13 protein-coding genes and 1 rRNA gene are annotated in these 13554 nt (G+C 63.6%); 5 read left to right on the forward strand and 9 right to left on the reverse strand.

The features are described from left to right. Positions 1 to 72 precede the first annotated feature (72 nt). The 9 genes from RCH14_RS10225 to RCH14_RS10265 all read right to left on the reverse strand — a co-directional run bounded on the left by RCH14_RS10225 (position 73) and on the right by RCH14_RS10265 (position 8590). Positions 73 to 1218 (reverse strand): D-alanyl-D-alanine carboxypeptidase family protein, encoded by a 1146-nt coding sequence (locus RCH14_RS10225; protein WP_343026009.1) that lies wholly within the window; start codon positions 1216 to 1218, stop codon positions 73 to 75. 103 nt (positions 1219 to 1321) lie between these two features. Next, positions 1322 to 1951: an alpha/beta fold hydrolase gene (locus RCH14_RS10230; protein WP_343026010.1), complete on the reverse strand. Its 630-nt coding sequence runs from the start codon at positions 1949 to 1951 to the stop codon at positions 1322 to 1324. Between the two features lie 2 nt (positions 1952 to 1953). Then, a complete protein-coding gene (locus RCH14_RS10235) occupies positions 1954 to 2277 on the reverse strand; it encodes an NAD(P)H-dependent oxidoreductase subunit E (protein ID WP_343026011.1) in 324 nt (107 codons plus the stop codon). A gap of 34 nt (positions 2278 to 2311) precedes the next feature. Beyond that, the gene (locus RCH14_RS10240) at positions 2312 to 3454 is read right to left on the reverse strand and encodes a VanZ family protein (protein ID WP_343026012.1); all 1143 of its coding nucleotides are present in this window, start codon (positions 3452 to 3454) and stop codon (positions 2312 to 2314) included. Continuing rightward, entirely contained in the window at positions 3451 to 4077 is a 627-nt protein-coding gene (locus RCH14_RS10245; RefSeq protein ID WP_343026013.1) for an ABC-type transport auxiliary lipoprotein family protein, read from the reverse strand. Before RCH14_RS10245 ends, RCH14_RS10240 begins: the two co-directional genes overlap by 4 nt. 8 nt (positions 4078 to 4085) lie before the next feature. After that, entirely contained in the window at positions 4086 to 5033 is a 948-nt protein-coding gene (locus RCH14_RS10250) for an MlaD family protein (RefSeq protein ID WP_343026014.1), read from the reverse strand. Between the two features lies 1 nt (position 5034). Further along, a complete protein-coding gene (locus RCH14_RS10255; RefSeq protein WP_343026015.1) occupies positions 5035 to 5892 on the reverse strand; it encodes an ATP-binding cassette domain-containing protein in 858 nt (285 codons plus the stop codon). Next, positions 5892 to 7025, reverse strand: a complete 1134-nt coding sequence (locus RCH14_RS10260) for an ABC transporter permease (protein WP_343026016.1) — start codon at positions 7023 to 7025, stop codon at positions 5892 to 5894. Before RCH14_RS10260 ends, RCH14_RS10255 begins: the two co-directional genes overlap by 1 nt. 62 nt (positions 7026 to 7087) lie before the next feature. Further along, positions 7088 to 8590 carry a DUF4080 domain-containing protein gene (locus RCH14_RS10265; protein ID WP_343026017.1) on the reverse strand — a complete coding sequence of 501 codons (1503 nt, stop codon included), beginning with the start codon at positions 8588 to 8590 and terminating at the stop codon, positions 7088 to 7090. Between the two features lie 139 nt (positions 8591 to 8729). Here RCH14_RS10265 and RCH14_RS10270 point away from each other — a divergent pair, with 139 nt between their 5' ends. The 5 genes from RCH14_RS10270 to RCH14_RS10290 all read left to right on the forward strand — a co-directional run bounded on the left by RCH14_RS10270 (position 8730) and on the right by RCH14_RS10290 (position 13144). Next, positions 8730 to 9044: a YbjQ family protein gene (locus RCH14_RS10270; RefSeq protein WP_183555251.1), complete on the forward strand. Its 315-nt coding sequence runs from the start codon at positions 8730 to 8732 to the stop codon at positions 9042 to 9044. Beyond that, the gene (locus RCH14_RS10275) at positions 9044 to 9508 is read left to right on the forward strand and encodes a heavy metal-binding domain-containing protein (protein WP_343026018.1); all 465 of its coding nucleotides are present in this window, start codon (positions 9044 to 9046) and stop codon (positions 9506 to 9508) included. The genes RCH14_RS10270 and RCH14_RS10275 overlap by 1 nt, the downstream gene beginning before the upstream one ends. After that, positions 9505 to 10332, forward strand: a complete 828-nt coding sequence (locus tag RCH14_RS10280; protein ID WP_343026019.1) for a M48 family metallopeptidase — start codon at positions 9505 to 9507, stop codon at positions 10330 to 10332. Before RCH14_RS10275 ends, RCH14_RS10280 begins: the two co-directional genes overlap by 4 nt. A 92-nt stretch (positions 10333 to 10424) precedes the next feature. Beyond that, positions 10425 to 10537 (forward strand): 5S ribosomal RNA (gene rrf, locus RCH14_RS10285). 231 nt (positions 10538 to 10768) lie between these two features. Next, the gene (locus RCH14_RS10290) at positions 10769 to 13144 is read left to right on the forward strand and encodes a penicillin acylase family protein (protein ID WP_343026020.1); all 2376 of its coding nucleotides are present in this window, start codon (positions 10769 to 10771) and stop codon (positions 13142 to 13144) included. The last annotated feature ends 410 nt before the right edge of the window (positions 13145 to 13554 follow it).

Here is a 13554-nt window from a genome sequence, read left to right on the forward strand (position 1 = left end):
CACCGTTCCGGGGTAAAAAAAAGCCCGCCGGCGGCATTGCGCGGGCGGGCTTGTCATACGCTGATGACCGGATTATTGCAGCCAGAGCCGGATCGTATCCCAGATGCGACCGAAAAAGCTCGCCTCCGGCACTTCTTCCAGCGCGACCACCGGCAGCACCATCAGCGGCTTGCCGTCGACAGTCATCTTGAGCGTACCGACCGCGCTGTTGCGCGCCAGCGGCGCAATCAACGGATCGCGGCGCTCCAGCACCGGCTTGAGCTTGCCGGCCACGCCCTTCGGCACCGTTACCAGGATGTCGCGCGTGAAGCCAATCTTGACGGTCGGCTGGCTGCCCTTCCAGATCTGCGGGGTCTGGATCGCCTGGCCTTTGGAATACAGCTTGACGGTGTCGAAGTTCTGGAAGCCCCAGTTCAGCAGCTTCTGGCTTTCTTGCGTGCGCACCTCGGTCGAGCTGGTGCCCAGCACGACGGCGATCAGGCGACGCTCGCCGGTGCTGCCATTCGCACGGCGTGCCGACGAGATCATGCTGTAGCCCGACGAATCGGTGTGGCCGGTCTTCATGCCGTCGACGGTCGGATCGAGCCACAGCAGGCGGTTGCGGTTCTGCTGCGTGATCTTGTTGTACGTGAACTGCTTGATCGAGTCGATCTTGTAGAACTCGGGGAAGTCGCGGATCACGTGCGAGGCCAGGTTGGCCAGGTCGGCGGCGGTCGAGTAGTTGTTCGCGTCTGGCAGACCGTGCGGATTGGCAAACCGCGTCGCTTTCAGGCCCAGGCGCTGCGCTTCGCGGTTCATCAGCGTGACGAAGGTGGCTTCGTCGCCGGCGACGGCTTCGGCGATCGCGACGGCGGCGTCATTGCCCGACTGGATCATCAGGCCATGCAGCAGGTCGCTGATCGAGACCGGCACGCGCGGGTCGATGAACATCTTCGAGCTGCTGCTGTCGACTTTCCAGGCGCGCTCGGACACATTGACCATCTGGTTCAGCGACAGGCGCTTGTCGCGGATCGCCGAAAACGCGACATACGCGGTCATGATCTTGGCCAGCGACGCCGGTTCGATGCGCATGTTCTGGTCTTGCGACGCGATCACCTGGCCGCTCGTGGAGTCGAGCAGCAACCACGACTTGGCTGCGATGGAAGGAGCCGGTACGGTTTGCGCACTGGCCGAGATCATTACCAGGCTGGCGGCGAAGGCCGCTAACAGTTTTTTCATGGAAACGTTCGTCATTGTAAAAGATGGAGCGGTGGTAGAGCGCAAGGCAATGCCCGGGAGCACTGCCTCAAGAGAAGGGAATGATTATAGGGGACTGTGACGCTTAAATGTCACGGCGCCACAGTTGAACGACCAGATTTTTAATATGGCCGAGCTTGCGATGGAAGAAATGGTCGGCCCCCGGAATGATTGTCACCGGGATATCGAGCGGGCGCGCCCAGTCGAATACCTGCTGCATCGTGATCGTGTCGTCCTGCTCGCCGTGGATCAGGATCGTGTCTTGCGGCACGGGCGGCATCGGCCATTTGCCGGCCGCGGTGCCCACCAGCACCAGGCGCTCGGGCGCGCGGCCCTCGGCTTCCAGGCGCAGCGCGAACTGCGCCTGCACGAAGGTGCCGAACGAAAAACCGGCCAGCGTCACCGGCAGGTCGGGGTAGCGCGCACGCATGTGCTCGTACATGATGGCCATGTCGTCCACTTCGCCACGGCCGTCGTCGTACACGCCTTCGGATTCGCCGACACCGCGGAAATTGAAGCGCGCCACGGCGTAGCCGAGCGTGACGAAGGTGCGCGCGAGCGTCTGCGCGACCTTGTTTTCCATGGTGCCGCCGTACAGCGGGTGCGGGTGCGCGACCAGCGCGATGCCGCGCGGGGCGTCGTCGGGCAGGTCGAGCAGGCATTGCATCTTGCCGGCGTCGCCGTCGAGATAGAATTTGTGCGAGTGGATGTTCATGGTCAGATCTTGAGACGGTCGACGACTTTGCCGCCAACCAGGTGGGTATCGATGATGTCGTCGATGTCTTCGTTATCGACATAGGTGTACCAGACGCCTTCCGGGTACACCACGAGCACGGGGCCTTCTTCGCAGCGTTCGAGGCAACCGGCCTGGTTGATGCGCACCTTGCCTTCGCCGCTCAGCCCCAGTTCCTTGATGCGCTTCTTGGCGTGTTTCTGGGCTTTTTCAGAGCCGCACTTGCCGCAGCTCTGGCGCGCATCCTTGCCTTCGCGCTCGTTCATGCAGAAAAATACGTGGTGCTGGTAAAACGGTTGGTCGGTCATGGCGTTCTCGTCGAAAAAATGCAGAAGTATGATCTTACTGGCGATTGAGTTTATGTGATGGCAGCAGCAGGAACCAGAGCGCGAAGAACGGCCAGCTCAGCGACAGGAACCACGCCGCGCCATTGAAGTTCAGGAATTTGCCCTGCACCCAGCCTTGCAGCGTGGACGAAAAATACGGGTTCACCGGGATCGTATTGACGACCACCAGCGCCAGTATCAGCGTCACCACCGCCAGGCGCCGCTGCGCCACCTGCGGCGCAAAGACCAGGCCCGAGAGCATGATCATGCCGATCAAAAAGCCCCCTTCGGCGCCCGGCGTGACCCAGACCAGCGCGTTATCGGGCCGGAACAGCAGCGAACTGGCAAACGCCTTGAGCACCAGCGCTGACGCCAGCAGAGCAATCATCAGCCAGAAGCGCGGGGCGCCGCGCCGCACGAGGCACATCAGCGTGAGGGCGGCGCCCGTCATGCCGCAGGCGGTGATGATGGTTTCGGACAGCCAGTACTGCTCGACGCTCATCGTCACGCCGGGGCGCAGCATGGCGACCAGGTCGATCTCGGTATCGAACCACGACGACAGCCAGCCGGAGACGATCGGCAGCACCTGGCCATGGCCGAACAGATAGCTTTGCGGGTAGATCTGCGCCAGCGGCCACATGGCCACCAGCACCAGTCCCTGGCTCGCATGGGGCGCGAACCAACGCTGGCGCAGCTTGAACAGGCGGCTGCGGTCAAGCAGGCCAGGCGCCCACAAGGCACCCAGCACGGCGCCGAGCAGCGCGCCGCCCGCGTTGGTGACGAAGTCGAGGTTCGACGGCACGCGGCTGGGCAGGAAGTTCTGCACCGTCTCCATGACGCCGGTGGTGAAAATGCCGATCAGCGCCGCCAGCAGCACCGCCCAGATGCCGCGCACGCGCGGATAGAACGACAGCACCAGCAGCATCCCGAGCGGGATGTAGCCGACGATGTTCACGCCGACGTCGAAGCCCGTGAAGTAGCGCTGCTTGACGAGGTTCAGAAACGCCAGCGGCGCCACGCCGGTATCGCGCCAGCCGCTGAACGGAAACCAGCTGGCGTAGATGATCAGGAGCAGATACGCCAGCAGCGCGGCGCGCACGATCGGCGAGCCACGCGAGCGGCCGGCCGCGACTTCGGCGGAGATGATCCCGTCGCTCATTTGCCCTGCAGGTCGAGGGTCGACAGCCATTTTTTAAGGTCGAGCGCGATCCGGTCGGTGCCGGCGGCCAGTGCGGCCACGCCGCCGGCGGCGTCCTGGCTGGGCGCAGGGGCGCTGTGGGCGAAGCTCTGCTGGGCCACCAGGCGATGGTCGGCCAGGACCGACGCACGCAGCTGGATTTGCCCTTCGCTCGCGCTGGTGCTGGAAAACGCGTGCACGAAGTCGTCGATCTCGATGCGCAGGATCGGCACGCGGTTGGCCGCGTCGGTGGCCGACAGTACCGTGACACCGGCCTGCGCCAGGCGCACCTTGAGGCGCTGCGTGACCAGCGCGAGCGGCGTGCCGCTCCAGCGGCTGCCGGCGTAGGTACGGGCTTGCAATGGATCGGCGTAGTTCAGCCGGTAGACCATGCGCTCGTTGTCGAGGACGGCGCCGCCGGTGGCGTCCATCACCACGATCGGGGGCAGTTGCGACGATGGATTGGCAGGCGTGAACCGCTGGGCCGACGGCGCGCCGAAGTCATAGATGGTATTGGGCGCGCCCTTGTTGCTGGCGCAGCCGGCCAAGAGCGCGGCGCCAGCAACGGTGACGGCAACGGCAAGGCGGTAGGAGCGGAGATTCACGGTGGTCCTCATTTGGTCGGGGGCGCGAAGCCCGGCTCGCCCGGCCCGGGCGCGTCGCCCGGTGTGCCGAACAGGATGCTTTGCGGGCGGTCGGAGAACGAGTTCGCGGTGCGGCGTACGGCGCGCAGCGAGGCGCGCGCTTCGTCGGTCATCTGCACCACGTGCGGCAGCGTTTCCAGTTCCAGCTCGCTGGTGGCCGCGCCGAGCGCGCCGATGGTGCTGTTCAGGCGTTCGATCGGGCCGTCCGGGGCCTGCAGGCGCGTGGCCAGGTTGTCGTAGTTGCGCGTCATCGCCGTGGCGCTGGTGGCCAGCGTGTCGATCGAGTCCATGCTGCGGTCGACTTTGGTGATCAGTGAAGGCAAGCGGTCGAGCACCGGATCGAGCCGCTGCGGAATCGCCGCGTAGGCGTCGGCGGCCCGGTCCACGCTGTCGAACGCGCCGAGCATCGTGGCGCGGTTTTCAACGCTGAGCAGCTCGTCGAGACTGGTCGTGATCTTCTCGGCCTTGTCGAGGATCGCCAGGCCGCGGTTCTCCAGCTGGTCGAGCAGGCCGGGACGCAGCGGGATGCGGGCGATCGTGTCCGCGCCTGTCGTCAGGCGCGGCGAGCCGGTGCGCTCGTCATTGAGCTGGATGAAGGCGATGCCCGTCACGCCCTGGTAGCCGAGCGAAGCGAAGGTGGTGCTGGTGATCGGCGAGGTTGCATCGACCGCCAGGCGAATCAGGATCTGGCCGGTGACGCGCGGATCGAAGACGATTTTGTCGACGCGGCCGATCTCCAGACCCCGGTAGCGCACCGCCGCTTGCGGGTTCAGGCCGGGGATTGATTGCGTGGTGACGATCTCGTAGGGCACCAGCTCGGTCTTGTCGCGGTTGAGCCAGAGGCCGATCAGCACGGTCGCTACCAGCAGGGCGATCGTGAAGATGCCGGTGATCAGGGCATGTGACCTGTTTTCCATACTAGTGTGTCTCCGATTCGTTCCGGGCCTGGCGCTCGTCGAGCACTTCCAGCGCCCGCTGACCGCGCGGGCCCAGGAAAAAGTGTTTGATGAACGGGTGCTCGACCTTGAGCACATCGCACGACGGACCAACCGCCAGCACGTGTTTCTCGGCCAGCACCGCGATGCGCGAGGACAGCGCGAACAGCGTGTCCAGATCGTGCGTGACCATCACCACCGTCAGTTTCAGTTCGCGGTGCAGCGTCTGGATCAGCGTGACGAAGGCGTCCGACAGGTCGGGGTCCAGGCCCGCGGTCGGCTCGTCGAGGAACAGCAACTGCGGCTCGAGCGCCAGTGCCCGCGCGAGCGCCGCGCGCTTGACCATGCCGCCGGACAGGTCGGCCGGCATCTTGGCCGCGTGCTCCGGCCCCAGGCCCACCATGTCCATCTTGAGCAGCACGGCGTCGCGGATCACGTCTTCGGGCAGCGCGTTCAACTCGCGCATCGGCAGGGCGATGTTGTCGAATACGTTCAGCGCCGAGTACAGCGCGCCCTGCTGGAACAGCATACCCCAATGGTTGCGCATGCGTTGCAGCTGCTTTGGCTTGGCCGCGCTGATGTCCACGCCGAACACGTGCACGCTGCCCTGCGATGGGCGCTCGAGGCCCAGCATCTGGCGCAGCAGCACGGTCTTGCCGGTGCCCGAGCCGCCGACGATCGACAGGATCTCGCCGCTGTAGATCTCCAGGTTCAGGTCCTGGTGCACGACGGTGCGGCCGAACCGGGTCCACAGGTTGCGGATCTCGACGACGGGTTGGCCCACGTCTTCGTCGGGCCGCAGGTTCAGGCGCTGGGGAGATTGTGTGTTTGCGTCGGCCATCAGAATCCGGTATCGCTGAAGATGATCGCGTAGACCGCATCGGCCAGGATCACCACCGTGATCGCGGTGACGACCGAGGTTGTCGTGCCGCGCCCGAGGCTTTCGGTATCGGGCTTGATGCGCAGGCCAAAGTGGCACGCGATCAGCGCGATCAGTACGCCGAAGGTCACGCCCTTGAGCAGGCCAATGCTGTAGTTCACGAACGGTACCGCTTCGGGCAGCTTTTGCAGGAAGTAGCGAAACGACATGCCCATCTCGATTTTTGCCGACACCATGCCGCCCAGGAGCGCCATCGCATCGGTCCAGACGACCAGCAGCGGCATCGAGATCGCCAGCGCGATCACCTTCGGCAGGATCAGGCGGTAGCCGTGCGAGACGCCCATCACCAGCATCGCATCGAGCTCCTCGGTCACGCGCATGACGCCCAGTTGCGCCGTGATCGACGAGCCGGAACGGCCGGCCACCAGGATCGCGGCCAGCAGCGGGCCCAGTTCGCGAATCACCGCCATGCCGAGGATATTGACCAGGTAGGCGTCGGCGCCGAACATGCGCAACTGCTGCGATGACAGGTAGGACAGCACGATCCCGATCAAAAAGCCCACGATCGCCGTGATGCCCAGTGCCTGGAAACCCGAGTGATGGATGTTGGCCGAGACTTCGCGCCACGGGCCGGTGGCAGGGTGGCGCACGAAGCGCCACAGGTCCTGGACCACGATGCCGACGAGGGTAATGAAGCTGCGCAGGTGCCCGAAGAAAGCGAGCATGTCGGCGCCGAGCTTGATGATCCAGTCGAAGGGGCTGACGCGCTGGCGCGGCAGCGCGATCTTGCTTGCCTCTTCGATGCGCTTGAACACGTCTTCCTGGCGTGGGTCGAGCGTGAGGCGCGGCGGGCGCTGCTTGTTCCAGGTATTCCAGAACATCTGGGCGCCGATGTGGTCCAGGCTGTCGACACCCGACAGGTCCCAGGTGCAGGCTGATTTATCTTTCAGGCTTGCGAGCTGCTGCGTGATGCCCTTTAACACGCCGTGCTGCGACAGGCCGTGGACTTGCCAGACCCCGCTGGCGATGACAGATTGGCCCGACACCTGGCCGGCCTGTTGAATGGTTAATGTTGGCGCATTTTCAATCTGCATTGCGGCAGTGTAAAAGAGAATCGCGCCTGCTGCCACAAAGTTGGTCTGGCGAATCTCGCAAATCAGGCGGCCAGGTGGCGCGCCTGGCGCGATGGCGCCACCGCACGCGCCGTATCCGGGACCGCTTGCGGCGTGCGCGCCGGCGCGTCGACCTTGCCGGCGTAGTCGCTGGCGAGCAGGCTGGCCGCTTCAGCCGCCGCCATGCCGCGCACCTGCAGATACTCGGCCACCAGCTTGGCCAGGCGATCGAGCGCGATGCGGTGCGTGGCATCGGTGCGCGTGTAGATCCAGTCCGAAAACGCCATGAAGTTGTCGAACGGCGCCTCGCCCAGCAGCACCGGCGTGGTGTTGGCGAAGCGCCCCGAGTTGGCCACCAGATCCCAGTAGCGCGCAAAGCGCACCAGGCGCTGCATGGTCGCGAAGTCGATCTTGTCCGTCGCCAGCACGGTGTAGGGCGGGTACGGGTCGTAGACCATGCCGAAGGCTTCGGTGTGGCGGATGATCGGCGTGCCGCGCAGGCGCTTGAGGATGCCGAACTGGATTTCTTCGGCGCCCAGGCCCACCAGCTGGTCGAAGCCGCGCGCGAAGCTGGCCACGTCTTCGCCGGGCAGGCCGGCAATCAGGTCGACGTGCAGGTGGGCCGTGGCATGCTGCGTGAGCCAGCGGATGTTCTCGGCCGCCTTCTCGTTGTTCTGGCGGCGGCTCACGAGCGCCTGTACTTCGGGGTTGAAGCTCTGGATGCCGATCTCGAACTGCAGCGCGCCGGCCGGGAACCGGGCGATGGTGTCTTTCAGCGCATCCGGCAGGTGGTCTGGCACCAGCTCGAAGTGAGCGTAGATCGGGTCGTCCGGATATTGCGCGATCTTGTCGAGGAAGAAATCCATGATGCGCAGGCTCGTCTTGACGTTCAGGTTGAACGTGCGGTCGACGAACTTGAAGAGGCGGGCGCCGCGTGCGTACATCGTTTCCATCTCGGCCAGGAAGGCGTCGAGCGGGAACGGCCAGGCGGTCTTGTCGAGCGATGACAGGCAGAACTCGCACTTGAATGGACAGCCGCGCGAGGCTTCCACGTACAGGGTGCGGTTGGCGATGTCGTCGTCGTTGTACAGCGCATAGGGCAGGGCGATGGCATCCATCGGCGGCTGCACGCCGGCGTGGATCTTCATCAGCGGCTTGGGGCCATTGAGGATCTCGCCGCACAGTTTGGGGAACGTAACGTCGCCCCAGCCGGTGACGACATAGTCGGCCAGCCCAACGATTTCCTGTTCGCCTGTCTCGTGCGAGACTTCCGGGCCGCCCAGGATGATCTTCACGGCGGGCGCGACGCGCTTGAGCATCGCCACCAGGCGCGTGGTTTCTTCGACGTTCCAGATATACACGCCGAAGCCGACGATGCGCGGCGCGTGCGCCAGGATGCGCTCGACGAGGTCGGCGGTCTTGGCACCGGTGACGAATTCCTGGATGCGGGTCTGGTCCTGCAGCGGGCCCATATTGGCCAGCAGGTAGCGCAGTCCGAGCGAGGCGTGCGTGTAGCGGGCGTTCAGGGTGGTGAGCAGGATCGACATGGTGGCGGCAGGATGAGGGGGGGTGAAGGCGGTATTCTACTGTGATGCCGTAGTCAATCGCGTGACTATGCAGTTGACATTGCCTCAAATAAAGATCGGCGCCTACAATCGACGACTCCTTATTTAGAAAGTGCCTTCCATGTTCATGACCAATATCGAAACCGTTCCGGGCAAGACCATCACGGCGTGCCACGGCGTTGTTTCCGGCAGCTCGGTGCGCTCCAAGCACGTGGGCCGCGACATCATGGCGGGGTTGAAGAACATGGTTGGTGGCGAACTCAAGGGCTACACCGAGTTGCTGGAAGAGTCGCGCGCGCAGGCCACCGAACGCATGCAGGCGCAAGCCACGCAAATGGGGGCGAACGCCGTCGTGAATGTGCGCTTCTCGACCTCGTCGGTGGCCGCCGGCGCCGCCGAGATCTATGTATACGGCACTGCAGTGACGGTGGGCTGATGGACATCCTCTTTCTGCTCGTCTTCTGGTCGGTGCCGATTGGATTGGGCTATGTCTTCGGGCGCATGGCCGAAGCCAGACATTACCGTTCGATCATCGCCAGGGAAAAAACGTGGCTGCACTTGCCTGCCACGTCACTGAAGACCTTGCTCGGGTCTGCGCCGGTGGCGCGTACCGAACTGGTCACGGGCAGCGTGGTCGTGGCGGTCGATCACTTCAAGAAGGCAGCGTCGGCGCTGCGCTCGCTGGTGGGCGGGCCGGTGCAGTCGTATGAAACGCTGCTCGATCGTGCCAAGCGGGAAGCGGTGCTGCGCCTGAAGGAAAGCTGCCCGGGCGCCCACGAGATCGTCAACGTGCGCCTCGAAACGATGCCGCTGACGGGTAACCAGCGGCAGATCAATGGCGTCGAAGTGCTGGCCTACGGCACTGCCATCTATTACTCGGAACAGAGCGCCGCGCCATGAAATACGAGGCTTCGCTGCCCGAACACAACGACAACGTCACGCCTGGTCATCCGTTCAAGGATTTTTTGCTGATCCTGGCCGGGCTGTCGGCGGCGGTGGTTGTCGGCTATCTGGTGCTGGGCTGGCTGGTCGACGTGGTAGTCGATCGGATGGGACCGGAGACCGAGGCGGAGCTGACGCAGATGGTGGCATGGACGCCGCCCGCGAGCGAGCCGGCGATGCGCACGCGCGAAGCCTGGGCCCAGGGCCTGGTCGATGGCATGCGCCGCTGCGCTGGCGTCAGCGGGCCGGTCACGGTGCGCGTGAACCGCTCGGACACGCCCAATGCGATGGTCGCGCCGGGCGGTGTGGTGGTGGTGTTCTCGGCGCTGTTTGACAGCGTGCAGTCCGAAAACGGCATGGCGTTCGTGTTGGCCCATGAGCTGTCGCACATGGCCAACCGCGATCACTTGCGTGCAGTCGGCCGGCGAGTGGTACTGATTGCCGCTGCCACCGTGCTCACGGGCGACGGCAGCGGGACGGCGGGCGTGCTGGCGCCGGCGCAGCATCTGGGCGAGTCGGGCTACTCGCGGGGCCGTGAAGCCGCTGCCGATGCGAAGGCACTGTCTATCCTGCAATGTCGCTACGGCCATGCTGGCGGCGCCACCGAATTGTTTACCACCTTGCAACGCGAGGAAGGCGCGACGCCGGCCGTAGTGCATTACCTGGCGTCGCATCCATCCATGGCCGCGCGTATCGAGGCGGTGCAGGTAGCGATGCGCCAGGCCGGCTTGCAGGCTGGCGCAGTGCAGCCGTTGCCGCGTTTTTCTCCGGTTTTACGATAAAGCTGGCGGTATGGGAAATTGCTTGTTAGAATGCGAGCCGGAATTCAGGAAGCCTGTTGCCCAGTAGAGGAACAGTTTTCCAGCAAGTTATGCCTGATGACGATAGCAAATCGGTCCCACCCCTTCCCATCCCGAACAGGACCGTGAAACGATTTTGCGACGATGATAGTGCTGCAACCAGTGTGAAAGTAGTTTATCGTCAGGCTAGTTATATAGAAAAAGCCCACCAGGTGTCTGGTGGGCTTTTTTGCTTTGCAGCGCCGCTTTTGTAGCGCCGTTGCCGCATACATGCGAGAGAAATAGCACGTCGGCACTATTTTAGGATTAAAGTATTGCAATAGTTTTACTTCGTCATGGTCCGATCGCGCGGCGCCCGCCGCAGAAAGCGTCTCTCATGCAACGTCGTCATCCTGCTGCGTACCGTCGTCTGCTAGTAATGTCATTCGTGCTGGCGCTGGGCGCTTGCGGTCGGGATCATGATGACGATCCGGCCGTTCAGCCGCCGCCGCCAGCCACCGCCACTTCCACCCGTATCAACGTTGAGCTCGCACGCACCACGCATGGCGTGCCGCACGTCAGGGCCGACGACTTCCGCAGCCTCGGCTATGGACTGGCGTATGCCTACGCCCAGGACAATGTCTGCATGTTCGCCGATGCGGTGCTGACCGTGCGCGGCGAGCGCTCGCTGTTCTTTGGCGCGGATGCGCGTCCACGCCAGCGCACGGGCGACGAGTATGGCGGCGGCAGCGGGTTCATGGACCTGAACAACGAGGACAGCGACTTCTTCTTCAAGGGCTATCTCGACATCGAGCAATTGCGCGCCGGCTACTCCAGCGGAGCGCGTGAGCCACGCGACCTGCTTGAAGGCTATGTCGAAGGCTATAACCGGTACTTGAAGGATGCGGGAAGCAAGTTGCCGGCGGCCTGTGCCAACACGAAATGGGTGAGGCCGATTTCGCTCGACGACATGATGCTGGTGGTGGCGGAAAAAGCGCTGCATGCGTCAGGCCAGGCCTTTGCCCGCGACTTCGTTGCTGCCGGTCGGGTTCCCGGCGCCGCAGTGACGCTGGCCAAGGCGGCGCCGCGCAGGATCGATGCATCGTCGCTGGTCGCGCAGCTCGACCTGCTGAACCGGCAAGGTTTCGGCAGCAATGCGCTGGCGGTGGGCAAGGACTTGTCTGCCAATGGGCGCGGGCTATTGCTTGGCAACCCACACTATCCGTGGACCACGACCGACCGCTTTTACCAGGCCCACCTGACCGTGCCGGGGCGCTACGACGCGATGGGTGTGATCATCGGCGGCGTGCCGGCCGTCGTCATCGGCTTCAACCGCGACGTGGCCTGGAGCCACACGGTCACGTTCGCCAATCACTTCACCACGTTCCGGCTGGCGCTGGATCCCGGCGACGCCACTGGCACTACCTATCTTTATGACGGGGCGCGGAGCACGATGACGTCGAAAACGGTGACGGTCGAGGCGCTGCTGCCGGATGGCCTGGTCGGCCGGCGCACCAAAACCTTTTATTTCAGCCATCAGGGCGCCGTCATCAGCCGGCCGGCGGCGGGCCTGACCTGGACTTCGAGCGCTGCTTATGTGCTGGCCGACCCGAACCGCAGCAATACCCGGATGCTCGAGCAGTGGCTGGGCATCGGGACCGCCACCAGTGTGCGCACACTGAAGGATTCGCTCGACAAGGTGGTGGGACTGCCATGGGTGAACACGGTGGCGGCCGACCGCGATGGCAATACGCTGTATGCGGACGCCAGTGTCGTGCCGCACATGAATGCGGACAAGTTCGTGAATGGTTGCCTGTTGCTGCAGGCGGCGCTGCTGTTCGACGGGTCAAAAAGTGCCTGCGGCTGGGGACAAGATGTGGGCGTGCCTGCGGGCATTTACGCGCCGGCCACGGCGCCGTGGATGATGCGCACCGATTACGTCGGCAATTCGAATGACAGTTATTGGCTGACCAATCCGAAGGCGTTGCTCACTGGCCCTGCGCCGCTGGGCTATTCGCCGCTGTACGGGCGCGTGAATGCCGAGCAAAGCTTGCGCACGCGGATCGGGTTCCGCCAGGTCGAGGATCTGCTGGCCCAGCGCAATAAGTTGAACCTCGCTGACATGCAGGCGCTGGCGTTCTCGAACCGCGTGTATGCGGCCGAGCTGGTGCTGCCCGAGGTGCTTACTGCCTGTGCCAGCGCAAGCAGTACGCCCATGCAGCAAGCGTGCACGACGCTGCAAGCGTGGGACCGGCGCGCCGATCTCGACAGTCGGGGCGCGGTGCTGTTCCGCGAATTCTGGACGCTGGCAACGGCGATCCCGAACAAATGGGCACGGCCGTTCGACCCGGCGGATCCGGTCAATACGCCGGCCGGCGTGGCGCCGGCGGCCATGCCCGCGATGCTGGTGGCGCTCAGGACGACGGCCGACAAGCTGCAGTCGCTCGGCGTGCCGCTCGATGGCCGCCTGGGTGACTATCAGGTCGAGCCACGCAACGGCGTGCGTATTCCACTGCACGGCGGCAATGGAAATCAGGAAGGCACGTACGGGTCACTGACGATGCGCAGTAGCTTGACGGCGCAAGGCTATGTCGGCGCGCACTGGGGGCAGAGCTATCTGCAGACCGTGACGTTTGACGAGCAGGGGCCGGTGGCTCAGGCGATGCTGACGTATGGCCAGTCGGTCGACCCGGCTTCGCCGTGGTATGCCGACCAGACCTTGATGTATTCGCGCAAGAGCTGGCCAAGCCTTCCCTTTACGCAAGAGAGGATCAAGGCCGACCCAAACTACACGACCGTCACGCTGCAGGAGTAACCAGGCATTCCAGTGCAGAGATTGCACCGGATTTGTCACACAACTGAAAAATAAGCTGTTGACGAAGGTCAGCAGGTCGAGCATAATCTCATTCCTCTGCTGCAGCGAACAAAACGATTCGAGGCAAACGGCAGATGAAGCAGCACCGAATAAGTTCTTTAAAAATTAACAGTCGATAAGTGTGGGCGTTTGATGAAGGTGCCAAGAACTTCGGTTCTTGATTACTTAAATTATCAAATGTTCACAAAAAAGAAATACGTTGTCTCAGCAATGAGATAACGGTCAGTATTTTGAGTGAGCGACCCCTGCCGAAAGGTAGGGTGGCAGAAATGCCAACAAACAGAGATTGAACTGAAGAGTTTGATCCTGGCTCAGATTGAACGCTGGCGGCATGCTTTACACATGCAAGT

Source organism: Massilia sp. MP_M2, assembly GCF_039123635.1.
Lineage (GTDB): Bacteria > Pseudomonadota > Gammaproteobacteria > Burkholderiales > Burkholderiaceae_D > Telluria.